Genomic DNA, 13,624 nt, shown 5'->3' on the forward strand with positions numbered 1-13,624 from the left:
CCGCAGACACCGCGGGCCCGGGGCGATGCAGAACCCGTTGACCTGTGAACTAGGCTTCCCCGTATGTCCGCTGCCGCACCCCGTCTCCTCGCGTACACCCGCACAACCGGTTACCGCCACGACTCCATCCCGGCCGCGGTGACCGCGCTGCACACCCTCGGCCCCTACGAGGTGACCGCCACCGAGGACCCGGCAGCCTTCGAGCACCCCCTGGACGGCTACGCGGCCGTCGTCTTCCTCTCCGCCAGCGGCGAGGTACTCACCCCGGCGGGCCGCGAACACCTCACCTCCTACGTCGAGTCGGGCGGCGGCTTCGTCGGCGTCCACGCGGCGGCCTGCACGGAGTACGACTGGCCGTACTACGGCGACCTCCTGGGCGCCCGCTTCGCCCAGCACCCCGCCCACCAGCCCGGCAACGCGCTGGTCGAGGACCGCACCCACCCGGCCACCCGACACCTGCCCGCCGTATGGCGGTTCACGGACGAGTGGTACGACTTCCGCACCAACCCGAGGAGTTCGGTACGGGTCCTCGTCTCGGCCGACGAATCCTCCTACGAGGGCGGCCGAATGGGCGCCGACCACCCCCTGGCGTGGTGCCACGAGAAGGGCTCGGGCCGCGTCTTCTACACGGCCCTCGGCCACGCCTCGGAGGCCTACGAGGACCCGGCCTTCCGGGCGCATCTGCTGGGCGGGATCAACTGGGCGGCGGGGCGGGACTAGAGGCCGGTCGCCACCGGAACCAGTGGTCGACCCCGTCGGGCCGGTAGCGGTCGTCCCCGTCGTCGAAGCGCACCTCACCCACGAGCCGTCGAGCACCGTCCGGCGCCTGGCGGTGCGGCGCGAGGAGCGAACGCAGTTCGTCGAAGCGGGCGTCGACCCCGCCGTTCGCCGGATGCTCCTCCCTTCCGGCATCGGAGACCTCGTACCTGACGTAGATCGCCCACTGCTCGCGCTCCATCGCCACCGCGGTCTCGCTCGCGGGCCACACGAGGTACTCGTCGGCCTCGTCCCTGGGGTCGTACTCACGGCCCTCGTAGTAGTGCGGGACACCCTCGACGAGAGCGAGCCCCTTGCGCGGTCCGTCGTGCCACTCCAAGTCCACGTACGTGGGCTCGAAGCCGTCCGCGATCAACTGCTCCACACTCCATACCCTGGCCACGTCGGCAGGCTACCGGCCGGCGGCCCCACCCGGCGGCGCCCCCGTACTGGCCCGCTCCACCAACCGCGTCGACAACTCCGTCCGGGTGCCCTCGGGCCGGTCGCCGTCCATCAGGCGCAGCAGCAGGCGCAGGGCGGTGGCGGCCATCTCCGACAGGGGCTGGCGGACCGTGGTCAGGGCCGGGGTCACCCAGCGGGCCTCGGGCAGGTCGTCGAAGCCGACCACGCTGATGTCGTCCGGGACGCTCAACCGCCGTTCCGCCAGGGCCTCGTAGACACCGAGCGCCATCTGGTCGGAGCAGACGAAGACCGCCGTGGGCGGTTCGGACAGGTCGAGGAGTTCGCGCATCCGGGTGCGGGCCATGGTCCGGTCGAAGCCGCCGTGCCGGATGTACTCGGGGCGCGCGCGCACCCCGGCGGCCGAGAGCGCGGAACGGTAGCCGGAGACGCGCGCGCTGCTGCACATCTTGTGCCGGTGGCCGGCGATCACAGCGATGCGCTTGTGGCCCAGCGCCAGCAGATGCTCGGTCGCCGTCACCCCGCCCTGCCAGTTGGCCGCGCCGACCGACACGACGCCCGGCGGCGGCTCGTGCACCGGGTCGATCATCACGAACGGGATGCGGTGCTGCTCCAGCCAGGCGTACTGCGACGGCGTCAACTCCGCCAGATTGAACAGGACTCCGGACGAACCCCGCGCGACCAACTTGTCCAGCCACCCCCGCTCCGGCCGGTCGGCCCGCGTCCGGGTCAGCCCGGCCGAGACCACCACCTCAAGACCGGCCTCGTACGCCGCCTCCTCCACCCCGTGCAGCACCGCCCCCGACCAGGAACTCTCCAGCGAGTGCACGACCAGGTCGACCAGCCCCGGCGCCTTGCTCGCGTCGAACCGGGGTCTGCGCACATACCCGAGCCGCTCCAGCGCCTCCGTCACCCGCCGCCGCGTCTCCGGCGCCACGTCCTCCCGCCCGTTGACCACCTTGGACGCCGTCGGCACGGACACCCCCGCCTCGCGGGCCACGACCGCAAGGGTCGGCCCCGCCGTCACACTCGCGCTCCCCGTACGGACCATCGGGTACCACCTCTCCAGCCCGCCCGAGGGCCATCGAAAGTTTCGACCAGCGCTGCTTCCACGGCTCGACCAGCAATCGGTCAGAAAGCGCTTCCTACGATAGGTGCGCGTCAACACGGCGGGAAGACCAGGGAATTCACGTGATGGTGCCGACCCGATCTTTCGAAACCCCGAACAGGTCAGCCGGGTGGGCAGTCGAGGCGGAAGCGGGTGAAATCGGCGGTGAACCCGGCATCGACGAGATCCCAGGCATGGATGCCCGCCATCGCACCGGTGAACCGCAGCCGCGACCCGTGGTCGTCGGAGAGCCGGCTGAAGTCCAGCACCGGCCCGACCGGAGTCCGCACATCCTCCCGCAGACACCAGAACCGTGCGTCCGCCCCGTCGACCGTCACACCCAAGGTCACCGGAACACCCGCATCGACCTCGACGACGGCCACTTGACGAGTACTGTCCTCGTCCCGCTCCACCAGACTCAGCACCGTACGGCCACCACCCCGCCACTGCTGCCCGCACTGCTCCTCGCCTTCGGGCTCCGCCCACGTCAGGTGCAGGCTCAGATACGCCTCGGCGCCGTACCAGAGCACCAGCCCGGCCGCCTGGGTGAACGTCAACGGCCGTGCGTCGACCGTGACTTCGGCCTCCGCGCGATGCTCCGTGATCCGCCGCGCGAGCAGACTGTGCGCCCACCGCGACTCGGGCCCGTGCCGCCCGCGCAGCCGGATCCAGCCGGGGCGTGTGGTCGCGTCGGCCCAGGACGGGTCCGGGTAAGCCCGCGGACTGCTCCACGGCCACCCCAACAGCCCTTCGTCGTACGTGACTTGGTTCGGTGGAGCCGCTGGGAGTGCCGGTACGGTGACCTCCACCTCCGGGTGCCAACCCCCGTCCCGCAGCCTCGGCCAGCCGTCCGTGTCCCAGGTCACGGCCTGGATCGCCGTCTCCCGGCCCAGGGTGCAGCGCGGTCCGTCGGGAGCAGGGACGGGGCGTGCCGCCAGATGGCTCAACACCCAGGTGTCGTCCGGCAGTTCGACCAGCTCGCCGTGGCCCGCCTTCTGCAACGGCAGCGACGGATCGTCCCGGGAGGTCAGCAGGGGGCGGTCGTCGAGTTCGTAGGGACCGGTGACCGTACGGCTGCGCGCCATCAGCACCCCGTGCTCGAACCCCGTGCCGCCCTCCGCGAGCAGCAGGTAGTACCAGCCGTTCCGCCGCACCAACTTCGGTCCCTCGACGAGCCGTTCGTGCTGGAGGAGCAGATGGGTCCCGCCGACGGGGGCGAGTGTGTCGCGGTTCAGTTCGGTCGCGACGATCCCCGCGAAGCGTCGGCCGCCGGGGCGATGGTCGCTCTGGAGGTTGAGCAGCCACAGCCGGCCCTCGTCGTGAAACAGCGCCGGGTCGAAACCGTGGCTCGTCACCCGTCGCGGGGCCGTCCACTTCCCGGCCGCGTCCGTCGCCGTCGTCACATAGGTGTCCAGGTCGAAGTACGGTGTGCCGACCGAGCGGACGATCGAGTACGTCATCCAGAACCGCTCGCCGTCCCAGCTCAGCGAGGGAGCCCAGACGCCGCCCGAGTCGGGGACCCCGGCGAGGGAGTCGCCGGGGACCGCGCCCCGGACATGGCCCGCGTACTCCCAGTGCGCGAGATCCCGCGAGCGGTGGATCGGGATCGTGGGGAACCACTCGAAGGAACTGGTCGCCACGTAGTACCAGTCACCGGCCCGGACCATCGAGGGGTCCGGGGCGAAACCGCGGACAACGGGGTTGTGCAGCAAGGTCACTTGAGGGCTCCCAGCGTGACTCCCGTACGCCAGTACCGCCGCATCGCCACCATCATCACGGCCATCGGCACGATCGACAGCAGCGCCCCGGTCAGGACCAGGCTGGTGAGGTCGACGCCCGACTCCAGGCGTTTGCCGGACCAGTTGTAGAGGCCGATGTTGAGGGTCCAGTTGTCCTCGCCGCGCAGGACCGTGAGCGGCAGGAAGAAGGCGTTCCAGGTGTTCACGAACGCGAGCAGGAACACGGTCGCGCCGCCGGTGACCATCATCCGCAGCACGATGCTGAAGAAGATCCGCAGCTCGCCCGCGCCGTCGAGGCGGGCCGCCTCCAGGAGCTCGAAGGGGATCGTGGCCTCGGTGTAGACCTTGGCGAGGTAGACGCTGAACGGGTTGATCAGGCAGGGGATCAGCATCGCCCAGGGGGTGTCGACCAGGCCGATCTTCGAGAACATCAGGTACAGCGGGAGCGTGAGCAGCGCGATCGGGATCAGGAACGAGCCCACCACGCACGCGAACACCGCACTGCGGCCCGGGAATTCGAAGCGGGCGAGGCCGTAGCCCGTGGCGAGCGCGATGAGTGTGCCGCCGAGCGAGCCGACGCCGGCGTAGAGGAACGAGTTGGCGGTCCAGCGCAGGAAGATGCCGTGCTCGTAGGTGAAGACCTGCCGCACGTTCTCCCACAGGTGCATGCCGGAGAACCACAGGCCGTTGCTCTGGTACAGCCCCGTGCGGTTCTTGGTGGCGGCGACGATCAGCCACCACACCGGGAACAGACTGTAGGCGCTGGCCAGGACCAGGCCGACGAGCAGGAAACGCTGGCCGCCGCGTGAACGGGCTGTGGGATCGGGCTTGTTGAGGCGGCGGACCTGGGATGTGTTCCGGCGTTCTTCGACGACGGTCATCAGTCGGCCTCCTTCGCGGTGAGCCGGTAGAAGAGGAAGGAGGCGAGGCCGAGGATGAGGGCGAGCAGGACCGAAAGGGCGGCGGCGTAGTGGTAGTTGCCCGCGTTGAACGCCTGGTTGTAGATGATCATGATCGGGGTGAAGCTGTCGTCCACCGTCTGCGGGGTGACGTTGCGGAACAGCGCGGGCTCGTTGAAGATCTGCAGCATCTGGATGATCGAGAGCATCCCGGTCAGCACCAACGCCCCTCGTACGTAAGGGATCTTGATGCTGAGCGCGACCCGGAACTCGGAGGCGCCGTCGAGGCGGGCCGCCTCGAAGAGGTCGCGGGGCACGCCCTGGAGCGCCGAGTAGATGATGACCATGTTGTAGCCGATGCCGTGCCAGGTCAGCAGGTTGCCGATGGACGGCCACACCATCGAGGGCGCGAAGAAGTTCCAGGACAGCCCGAACACCTTGCCCAGCGGGGTCAGCGGACCGACGTCCGGGCTGTACAGGTTGATCCACACGATCGCCGCGACCACCCCGGGGATCATGTACGGCACAAGAAGCAGGATCCGGAACCGGCCCGCGACCTTCGAGGACAGCGCGTCCAGGAACAGCGCGAGCAGCAGGCTGACGAGCAGCATCACCGGGATCTGCACGCAGGCGAACAGCACCACGCGCAGGACCGAGTTCATGAACGCCGAGTCGGTCAGTCCCTGTCGGTAGTTGTCGAGGCCGGAGAACTTCTGGGTGGAGCCGCCGAGACCGAGCCCGGACTGGTGCTCCACGAACAGCGACTCGTAGACGGCGTACCCGATCGGTATCAGGTACAGGAACACGAAACCGAGCTGGAAGGGCACCGTGAACGCGGCACCCTTCCAGCGCTGGGAGCGAATCATCGGCGCTGCCTCAGCCCTTGACGCTGATACCGCGGGACTTCAGGTCCTTGACCGTCCACTCCTGCATGTGCGCCAACAGGTCGGTGACCTTCTCCTGCTTGCTCATCACCTTCGCCCAGCCGGTCTGCATCTCGGTGAACATCGCGGTCCAGTCCGGGCCGAACACCCAGTCCGAGGTCACGGTGTTGAGGCTGTCGGTGACGATCTTCTTCGCGGGTTCGTAGTTGGTGCCGAGCAGCTTGTCGGAGATCGCCTCGTCGACGTACGCGCCGCTGTCGGCCAGGGCCGGCATCACACCGTTGCCGGTGGTCGGGCTCGCCATCGTCTTCACCGCACCGGTGTCGGTCGACATCCACAACGCGGCCTCGGCGGCCTGCTGTTGGTGCGTGCACTGCTTGGTCACCAGGGTGACGCCACCGCTCTGGTTGGTCCCGGCGGGCGTCTTGGCGGCCTCGCCCGCGAACGTCGGCCAGAGCGCCAGCGCCCACTTGCCGTCGGACTTGGTGAAGTTCTGCACCATGCCCGCCATCTGCCAGGTGGAGATCTGCCGGGTCGCGGTGCCGCCGTTGTCGTAGTTGCGCTGCACGGCCGCGTAGTCCGCGAACGACAGCTTGGAGTTGAGGTCGTTGTCGATGATGTCCTGGATCAGCCCGGCCGCTTTCAGGCTGCCCGCGTCCTGGAAGTCCACCTTCCAGGAGTTGCCGTCGATGGCGTACCAGTGGGCCCCGGCCTGCATGGCGAGGGTCTCCAGGGTGCTGGGGTCCTCACCGGCGAAGTTGGTGATCTTGATGCCGTGCTTCTTCAGCACCTTGCCCGCGGCGATGAACTCGTCCCAGGTCGTCGGCGCCTTCAGGCCGTACTTCTGGAAGATGTCCGTGCGGTAGATCGTGAACGCGGGGGCCGAACTGGTCGGCACACCATATGACTTGCCCTGCACCTGCGCACTGGCCCACGAGCCGGCGTTGAACTTGCCCTTGTCGGCCGAGACGTACTGCGAGATGTCGGCGAGCGCGCCCTGCGAGACCCAGGTGGTCACGTACTCCGCCGTGTTCTGCACCAGGCAGGGCGCGTTGCCGGCCTTGACCGCGTTGGTGAGCTGCTTCTGCATCGTCAACTGGTCGGTGACCTTGGTGTACTTGAGCTTGATGTCCTTGTGGGAGGCGTTGAACGCCTTCACGACCAGGTCCTGCCCGTTGGCCCAGCCCCAGAAGGGGAGCGTGACCGGGCCCGAGGACTTGGAGTCGGAATCCCCTGAACCGGATCCGCCGCAGGCGGAGAGCAGACCGGTCAGCGCGAGACCCGCGACGGCTGCACGAGCGAAGCTTCTCCGGGAGCTGGTGAAGTTCATCAGGCCGTGTTCCTTCGGAAGAGAAGAGGTAGAAACCGGTTGCTGCGAAGGTAGGCAACGGGTCCTGCCGGGAGCAAGAGGCGTGCAGCGACTTGTTTCGATAGCGCTGAACAGACCCCGTCTGGCCTGGGGGTTTAAAGAGAAACCGGTTACGTAACGGCGAGTTCGCGATGAACCTCAGCCGCGGCGAGCGGGCGGTCGTACCGAGTTCCGTACGACGACATGCGTGCCCAGGACCAGATGGTCGCCGTCGCTTCCCCTGCGCCGGCCCGTGCCGCCGCCCTCGCGCCGGTCCGCCACCGCGCGCAGCGCGACCCGGCCCATCTCCTCGTACGGCACATGCACAGTGGTGAGCTGGGGGGTGAGCTGAGAGGCCAGCGGAATGTCGTCGTAACCGACGATCGACACGTCCTCGGGCACCCGGAGGCCCGCCGCCCGCAACGCCTGCATGGCGCCCGCGGCGACCACGTCGGTCCCCGCCAGTACGGCGGTGAAGTCCAGCCCCTTCCTCAGGGTGTCCTCGACCGCCTCGTACCCGTGCTCGTAGTCGTACGGCCCGTGCAGCACCAGCCCCTGGGACAACGGCACGCCGTACGCCTCGAACGCCCGCCGCGCGCCCGTCAACCGGCCCTGGGCCGTGGTGAGTCCGGCGTGCCCCGGCAGTACCAGCACATGGCGGTGGCCGGCCGAGAGGAGGTGGCTGGCCATGGCGTAGGCGCCGCCCTCGTTGTCGTAGTCGACCGTCGTCGCCGGGACGTCGCCCTCCAACGGCGGGCGGCCCACCAGCACGAGATGCGAGCCGGCCGCGTCGAGGGAGCGGGCGAAGCGGGCCATGCGCAGTTGGTACTCGTCGACGTCGTACGCCCCGCCCAGCAACACCACCGCGGCGACGCCCTGTTGGCGCATGAGGTTGACCAACGCCAGCTCGCGCTCCGGGTCGTCGCCGGTCGTGCCGACCAGGGAGAGCCAGCCGCGCAGCGTGGCCGCGCCCTCGACCCCTTTGGCCACGTGGGCGAAGGCCGCTCCGGTGATGTTGTTGATGAGGATCGCCACCGTGGGCGTGCCCCCGCCGGCGAGCGAACGGGCGTGCGCGTTGGTGACGTAGTCCAGGTCGCCGACCACCTTCATCACCCGGCGGCGCAGCTCCTCCGACACCGGGTAGTTGCCGGACAGCACCCGCGAGACGCTCGCGACGGAGACCCCGGCGCGCTCCGCCACGTCCCGGATCGTCGCCCGGCCGGTGTCGCCCGACGTCCTGCGCTGACTCACCGTAGCGACTCCTTCACCCTGACGACGTGCCGACCGGCGCGCGAGGCCCTGCCCCCGCGCCGGTCCGGAAACCGTATCCCATGCTTGTTCCAGGCCGGACGGCCTGTGGACAACGTGGATCAGGCGACACGGGCGAGGTCCGCGTGCCGCACCTCGTGGGCCGGCGGCAGCCCCGCGGCCAGGCGCTCCAGCTCGTCCACGACGATGCCGCCGAGGCGCGCCAGCTCATTGCCGAGCGAGCCCGCGATGTGCGGGGTGAGGAAGACGTTCGGCAGGTGGTAGAGGGGGGACGCGGAGGGCAGCGGCTCGGGTTCGGTGACGTCCAGGATCGCGGTCAGCCGGCCGGAGAGCAGCTCGTCGGTGAGGGCCTCGTGGTCGACGAGGGCGCCGCGCGAGGTGTTGATCAGCACCCCGCCGTCGCGGATGAGGGCGAGCCGCCCCCGGTCCAGCATGCGCTGTGTCTCGGGGATGTCCGGAGCGTGCAGGCTCACGATGTCGCTGGCGCTCAACAGGTCGTCCAGCGGCAGGAGTTCGGCACCCAGCAGGGTGGCGTCGGTGACGCTGACGTAGGGGTCGTGGAGCAGCACCTCGAAGTCGTGGGGGCGCAGCAGTTCCAGCAGCCTGCGGCCCACCCGGGAGGCGCCGATGACGCCGATCCGGCGGCCCAGGTTGCCGATCGGCGCGGTCTCGGCGGGCGTCGGGTACGCGTGAGCGTGCCGGAAGCGTTCCCGCTGGGTGAAGGTGTCCTTCCCGGCGAGCAGGATCATCGCGAGGGTGTACTCGGCGACCGGCAGCGCGTTGCCGGTGACCGCGCTGGAAACGGTCACCCCGCGTTCCCACAGGGCCTCGCCGACCAGCGAACGGACCGAGCCCGCCGCGTGCAGCACGGCGCGCAGCCGGGGTGCCGCCGCCAGGACGTCGGCGTCGAGGTGCGGGCAGCCCCAGCCGGTGATCAGGACCTCGGCCCCGGCCAGGGCCCCCGCGGCCCCGGGGTCGGCGAAGTCCCGCACGACGAGCCCCGGGTCGATCTCGGCCGACTGCCGCAGCCGAGCCATCAGGGGCGGAGGGAAGAGCAGGGGCAGGTGCACCGGATCCATGGCGAACACGGCCCTCGGCGGCTGAGCGCTGGGCATGACCCTCCAGTAGTGCGGTGTGAACGCGGGCAGGAGAAACACGGTCGGTAACGTTTTCAGAAAGCGTCTTCTACCGTAGATCCGCCGTGGAGTGGGGGTCAATCGGCGCGCGAGAGCCCCTGGACCGGAAACATTTCGATCAGTTGTCGGAAGCGGGCGGACGCGATCCGCGCCGGCATGACCCGTCCAGCCGTGTTCGACCGCCGGAATAGCGGGACGCGATGTGATGCTCTGATGAGCATGGTTCACGAGCGCGACAAGGAGCTGGTGGGCAGATGACGGCGATGGCGGCAGAGCAGACGAACCCCGTGGTCGGCACCCCGTACGGGGCGGTACGCGGCCGGTACGAGCACGGGATCGCGGTTTTCCGGGGCATCCCCTACGCGGCACCCCCCTTCGGCGCCCGTCGCTTCCGCCCGCCCGTCCCGCCCGAGCCCTGGACCGGAGTGCGCGACGCGCTCGCCTTCGGCCCGACCGCGCCGAAACCGCCGTACTCCGACGTCTTCGCCGACCTGCTCTCCGACCCGGTCGTGCCCGGCGACGACTGCCTCAACCTCAACGTGTGGACCCCGGACCCCGGACCGGGCGCCCGGCTGCCGGTCATGGTCTGGCTGCACGGCGGTGCTCTCACCCGGGGCTCCTCGGCCGTCCCCGTCTACGACGGCCACGCCTTCGCCCGCGACGGAGTCGTCTTCGTCTCGGTCAACTACCGCCTGGGCGTGGAGGGTTACGGCCTCTTCCCGGACGCACCCGCCAACCCCGGCCTGCGCGACCAGCTCGCCGCGCTGCGCTGGGTGCACGAGTCGATCACGGCGTTCGGCGGCGACCCCGACCGGATCACCCTCTTCGGCCAGTCCGCCGGCGCGATCAGCGCCGGCGCCCTGCTCGCCGCCCCGCAGGCCCAGGGGCTCGTACGGCGGGCCGTCCTGCAGAGCGGGCCGCCCGAGGCCTTCGACCGCGACAAGGTACGGCGGATGGTGCGCCGGATGGCGACCCGCCTGAAGATCCCCGCCACCGCCGAGGCCTTCGCCGCCGTCGACCGCGGGCAACTGCTGCGCACCCAGGCCGAGGTGGGCCGGCTCGGCAGCCCGGTCCTCGGCGGGCCCACGTTCGGGATCGTCATCGACGGCGACCTGGTGCCCCGCGATCCGCTGGAGGCGCTCATCGCGGGCGAGGCTGCCCGGGGCGTCGACCTGATGATGGGCTGGACCCGCGACGAGTACCGGTTGTGGCTCGTCCCCGGCGGCCTCCACGAGCGCGTCGACCGGCTCGGCGCGGTCGCCCTGGTCGGCGCGATGGCCCGCTGCCACTGCGGTGTCGAGGTCCCGCGCGGCTACCGCGCCCTCCACCCCGCAGCCGGCACCGCCGAGACCGTCGGCCAGCTCGTCACCGACCACCTCCTCCGCTACCCGCTGCACCGCATCGCCGAGGCCCGCCCCGGAAACTCCTATCTGTACGAGTTCGCCTGGCCCTCCAACCGCCCCGCCCTCGGCTCCTGCCACGCCCTGGAGCTCGGCTTCGTCTTCGACACGGGCGACATCCCGGAATCCGCCAAGCTCGCGGGCGAGGGCGCGCCCCAGGATCTCGCCGACGCCATGCACGGTGCCTGGGTGAGCTTCGCCGTGGACGGCGACCCGGGCTGGCCGTCCTGGGACGACACGCATCCCGTACGGGTCTTCGGCGAGGGCGCCCCCTATGTCGCCGCCGGCCCGCGAGACGCCGAGTTCGCCCTGTGGGCGGCCGACGCCGTGGCCAAGGAGACGGCGGTCCCCGTCGAGGGAACGCCCGCGCGGAGCGCCACCGAACTGCGGTCGGTCGTACGACGGCTGCGGCGGACGGGAGATGTGCGGCGGTCGTCGTGACGGTGAGGGAGCGCAGAAACCGGTTCCGATACGCCTGTCCTGGCCCACCGTCCCGCTGACGTAGCCGAATTGGCCGAGTCACGCCTCTCCTCCCCGGCGTCACCCGCTGCTACTCTCCGCGCAGGAAACCGGTTGCGGGAAGTGTTGCCACAGGCCGGGGAGGGGTGGGGCGTTATATGACCAGGAAGAGCCAGGACGCGAACGGGAGCACCATCCGGGACGTGGCCGCCCGTGCCGGGGTGTCCGCGTCCACGGTGTCGCGGGTGCTGGGCGGGGACTACCCGGTGAGCACGGCCACCCGCGCGCGTGTGCTGCGGGCCGTGCGCGAACTGGACTATGTGGCCGACGCGCGTGCGAAGGCCGTGGCGGGGGTCGGGACGCCGACGCTGGCGTTCGTCCTGGAGGACATCACGGGACCGTCGTTCGCGCTGATGGCGCACGGCGTGGAGCGTGAGGCGACCCGGCTCGGCCATCTGTGCCTGGTGTGCAGCACGGAGGGCGACGTCCAGCGCGAACTGGACTTCATCGAGACCATGCGCGCCCAGCGCACCGCCGCCGTGATCCTGGTCGGCGGCACCGCCGACACCCCCGAGTACCGCGAGCGCACCCGCCGGATCGCCGACTCGCTGGCGGCGGCCGGCTCGCGGCTCGTGCTCTGCGGGCGCCCGCCGCTCGGTCCCGGCGCACCGGTCACGGTCATCGAGTACGACAACGAGGGCGGCGCCTACGCCCTTGTCGCGCACGTCCTGGCCCAGGGCCACCAGCGCGTCCTGTTCCTCGGCGGCAGGCCGGACCACGCGACCGCGCAGGGCCGCGAACGCGGTTACCTCGCCGCACACCGCGCGCGCGGCCTCGAACCCGACCCGGAACTCCTGCTCCACGGCGACTTCACCCGCGACTCGGGCCACCGCCTGATGCGCCTGGCCCTGAGCCGGAAACTGGAGTTCACGGCCGTGGTCGCCGCCACCGACATGGTCGCGGCGGGCGCGCTCACCGCGCTGCACGAGGTGGGTCTGGACGTCCCCGGCGATGTTTCGCTGGCCGGTTACGACGACATTCCGTTCGCCCGCGACCTGCACCCCGCGCTGACCACGGTCCACGTCCCCTACGAGGAGCTGGGCCGCCTCGCCGTACGCACCGCGCTGGGCCGCGGCCCGGAGTCCCCGGACGAGCATCTGCTGCTCGGCACACACGTGGTGGTGCGGAACTCGATCGCGGCGGCCGCTTCCTGAGTCAGGGGGTCTTGGGGCGCAGCGTCCGGGCGATCGACGTGATCGCCTCCGGGCCCACCCGGCAGCAGCCGCCGATCAGCCGCGCGCCGGCCGCCCGCCAGCCCTCGACCTGCCCGGCGGCGAACGTGGAACTCCCCGTCCAGGCGCGGGCCCCGGCGTCCCAGGTCTCGCCGCTGTTGGGGTAGACGACGACGGGCTTCCCGGTGACCCGGGCCGCGGTCTCGACCGCGGCGTCGACGTCCTCGGGCGCGCAGCAGTTGACGCCGACCGCGATGATCTCGTCCGCTTCGGCGGCCAGGGCGAACGCCTCCTCCAAGGGCTGACCGGCGCGAGTGCGGTCCCCGGCGATCGAGTACGACAGCCAGGCGGGCACCCGCAGCCCGCGCAGCGCCCGCAGCAACGCCTCGGCCTCGACGGTGTCCGGGATCGTCTCCAGAGCCAGCACGTCCGGCCCCACGACGTCCAGCACCTCAAGCCGGGGCCGGTGGAAGGCCTCCAGTTCGGCCACGCTCAGCCCGTACCGGCCCCGGTACTCGGATCCGTCCGCGAGCATCGCGCCGTAGGGCCCGACCGAAGCCGCCACGTAGAGGGGCCGTCCGATGCCCCGCCGTCCCGCGTCCACCGCCGCGTCGATGGCCAACTCCACGCTCAGGGCGATGAGTTCGGCCGCCCGTTCGTGCTTGATCCCGCGCTTCGCGAAGCCCTCGAAGGTGGCCTGGTAGCTGGAGGTGATCGCCACGTCGGCGCCCGCCTCGAAGTACGCCAAGTGCGCCTCGGTGATCGCCTCGGGCCGGTCCGCGAGCAGCCGCGCCGACCACAGCTCGTCGCTCAGATCGTGCCCGGCGGCCCCGAGCTGGTTGGACAGGCCGCCGTCGAGGACGAGCGTTCCGGCGGCCAGGGCGTCGGCGAGGAGGGGAGCGGTGTCGCTGGTCATGTCACGACGCTAGTCGATACGGCCATGGAGGCGGATCCCTGTCCATCTGACGAACGGA

At 70.6% G+C, this 13,624-nt stretch carries 12 protein-coding genes; 3 read left to right on the top strand and 9 right to left on the bottom strand.

Annotation, left to right across the window (positions count from 1 at the left end; all coding sequences use genetic code 11):
* Positions 1-63 precede the first annotated feature (63 nt).
* Positions 64-720: a ThuA domain-containing protein gene (locus ABZT04_RS18015; protein WP_356057555.1), complete on the top strand. Its 657-nt coding sequence runs from the start codon at positions 64-66 to the stop codon at positions 718-720.
* Here the strand turns inward: ABZT04_RS18015 and ABZT04_RS18020 are convergent.
* The 8 genes from ABZT04_RS18020 to ABZT04_RS18055 form a co-directional block, all read right to left on the bottom strand.
* Positions 695-1,159 carry a hypothetical protein gene (locus ABZT04_RS18020; protein ID WP_356057557.1) on the bottom strand — a complete coding sequence of 155 codons (465 nt, stop codon included), beginning with the start codon at positions 1,157-1,159 and terminating at the stop codon, positions 695-697. The two genes, ABZT04_RS18015 and ABZT04_RS18020, sit on opposite strands and share 26 nt — an antisense overlap.
* A gap of 9 nt (positions 1,160-1,168) precedes the next feature.
* On the bottom strand, positions 1,169-2,227 hold the full coding sequence (locus tag ABZT04_RS18025; RefSeq protein WP_356057559.1) for a substrate-binding domain-containing protein: 1,059 nt from the start codon (positions 2,225-2,227) through the stop codon (positions 1,169-1,171).
* Between the two features lie 179 nt (positions 2,228-2,406).
* On the bottom strand, positions 2,407-4,002 hold the full coding sequence (locus tag ABZT04_RS18030; protein WP_356057561.1) for a family 43 glycosylhydrolase: 1,596 nt from the start codon (positions 4,000-4,002) through the stop codon (positions 2,407-2,409).
* On the bottom strand, positions 3,999-4,904 hold the full coding sequence (locus ABZT04_RS18035; protein WP_356057563.1) for a carbohydrate ABC transporter permease: 906 nt from the start codon (positions 4,902-4,904) through the stop codon (positions 3,999-4,001). Before ABZT04_RS18035 ends, ABZT04_RS18030 begins: the two co-directional genes overlap by 4 nt.
* A complete protein-coding gene (locus ABZT04_RS18040; RefSeq protein WP_356057565.1) occupies positions 4,904-5,788 on the bottom strand; it encodes a sugar ABC transporter permease in 885 nt (294 codons plus the stop codon). The genes ABZT04_RS18035 and ABZT04_RS18040 overlap by 1 nt, the downstream gene beginning before the upstream one ends.
* A 10-nt stretch (positions 5,789-5,798) precedes the next feature.
* Positions 5,799-7,136, bottom strand: coding sequence for an extracellular solute-binding protein (locus ABZT04_RS18045; protein WP_356057567.1), 1,338 nt, complete (start codon positions 7,134-7,136; stop codon positions 5,799-5,801).
* Between the two features lie 177 nt (positions 7,137-7,313).
* The gene (locus ABZT04_RS18050) at positions 7,314-8,405 is read right to left on the bottom strand and encodes a LacI family DNA-binding transcriptional regulator (RefSeq protein WP_356057569.1); all 1,092 of its coding nucleotides are present in this window, start codon (positions 8,403-8,405) and stop codon (positions 7,314-7,316) included.
* Between the two features lie 119 nt (positions 8,406-8,524).
* Positions 8,525-9,538 (bottom strand): hydroxyacid dehydrogenase, encoded by a 1,014-nt coding sequence (locus ABZT04_RS18055; RefSeq protein ID WP_356057571.1) that lies wholly within the window; start codon positions 9,536-9,538, stop codon positions 8,525-8,527.
* Between the two features lie 284 nt (positions 9,539-9,822).
* Between ABZT04_RS18055 and ABZT04_RS18060 the strand changes: the two genes are divergently transcribed.
* Both ABZT04_RS18060 and ABZT04_RS18065 read left to right on the top strand, forming a co-directional pair.
* Positions 9,823-11,400, top strand: coding sequence for a carboxylesterase family protein (locus ABZT04_RS18060; protein ID WP_356057616.1), 1,578 nt, complete (start codon positions 9,823-9,825; stop codon positions 11,398-11,400).
* Between the two features lie 176 nt (positions 11,401-11,576).
* Positions 11,577-12,632, top strand: a complete 1,056-nt coding sequence (locus ABZT04_RS18065) for a LacI family DNA-binding transcriptional regulator (protein WP_356057572.1) — start codon at positions 11,577-11,579, stop codon at positions 12,630-12,632.
* Position 12,633: 1 nt separating this feature from the next.
* On the opposite strand, the gene mmuM is transcribed toward ABZT04_RS18065, so the two are convergent.
* Positions 12,634-13,566 (bottom strand): homocysteine S-methyltransferase, encoded by a 933-nt coding sequence (gene mmuM / locus ABZT04_RS18070; RefSeq protein ID WP_356057573.1) that lies wholly within the window; start codon positions 13,564-13,566, stop codon positions 12,634-12,636.
* Between the last annotated feature and the right edge of the window lie 58 nt (positions 13,567-13,624).

It is taken from the genome of Streptomyces sp. NPDC005492 (assembly GCF_040605995.1).
GTDB lineage: Bacteria > Actinomycetota > Actinomycetes > Streptomycetales > Streptomycetaceae > Streptomyces.

Bases quoted from the DNA above. Each gene is read 5' to 3' on its own strand.
- ABZT04_RS18015 (WP_356057555.1), top strand. From the start codon at position 64: ATGTCCGCTGCCGCACCCCGTCTCCTCGCGTACACCCGCACAACCGGT.
- ABZT04_RS18025 (WP_356057559.1), bottom strand. From the start codon at position 2,227: ATGGTCCGTACGGGGAGCGCGAGTGTGACGGCGGGGCCGACCCTTGCG.
- ABZT04_RS18035 (WP_356057563.1), bottom strand. From the start codon at position 4,904: ATGACCGTCGTCGAAGAACGCCGGAACACATCCCAGGTCCGCCGCCTC.
- ABZT04_RS18040 (WP_356057565.1), bottom strand. From the start codon at position 5,788: ATGATTCGCTCCCAGCGCTGGAAGGGTGCCGCGTTCACGGTGCCCTTC.
- ABZT04_RS18045 (WP_356057567.1), bottom strand. From the start codon at position 7,136: ATGAACTTCACCAGCTCCCGGAGAAGCTTCGCTCGTGCAGCCGTCGCG.
- ABZT04_RS18055 (WP_356057571.1), bottom strand. From the start codon at position 9,538: ATGCCCAGCGCTCAGCCGCCGAGGGCCGTGTTCGCCATGGATCCGGTG.
- ABZT04_RS18060 (WP_356057616.1), top strand. From the start codon at position 9,823: ATGGCGGCAGAGCAGACGAACCCCGTGGTCGGCACCCCGTACGGGGCG.
- ABZT04_RS18065 (WP_356057572.1), top strand. From the start codon at position 11,577: ATGACCAGGAAGAGCCAGGACGCGAACGGGAGCACCATCCGGGACGTG.
- mmuM (WP_356057573.1), bottom strand. From the start codon at position 13,566: ATGACCAGCGACACCGCTCCCCTCCTCGCCGACGCCCTGGCCGCCGGA.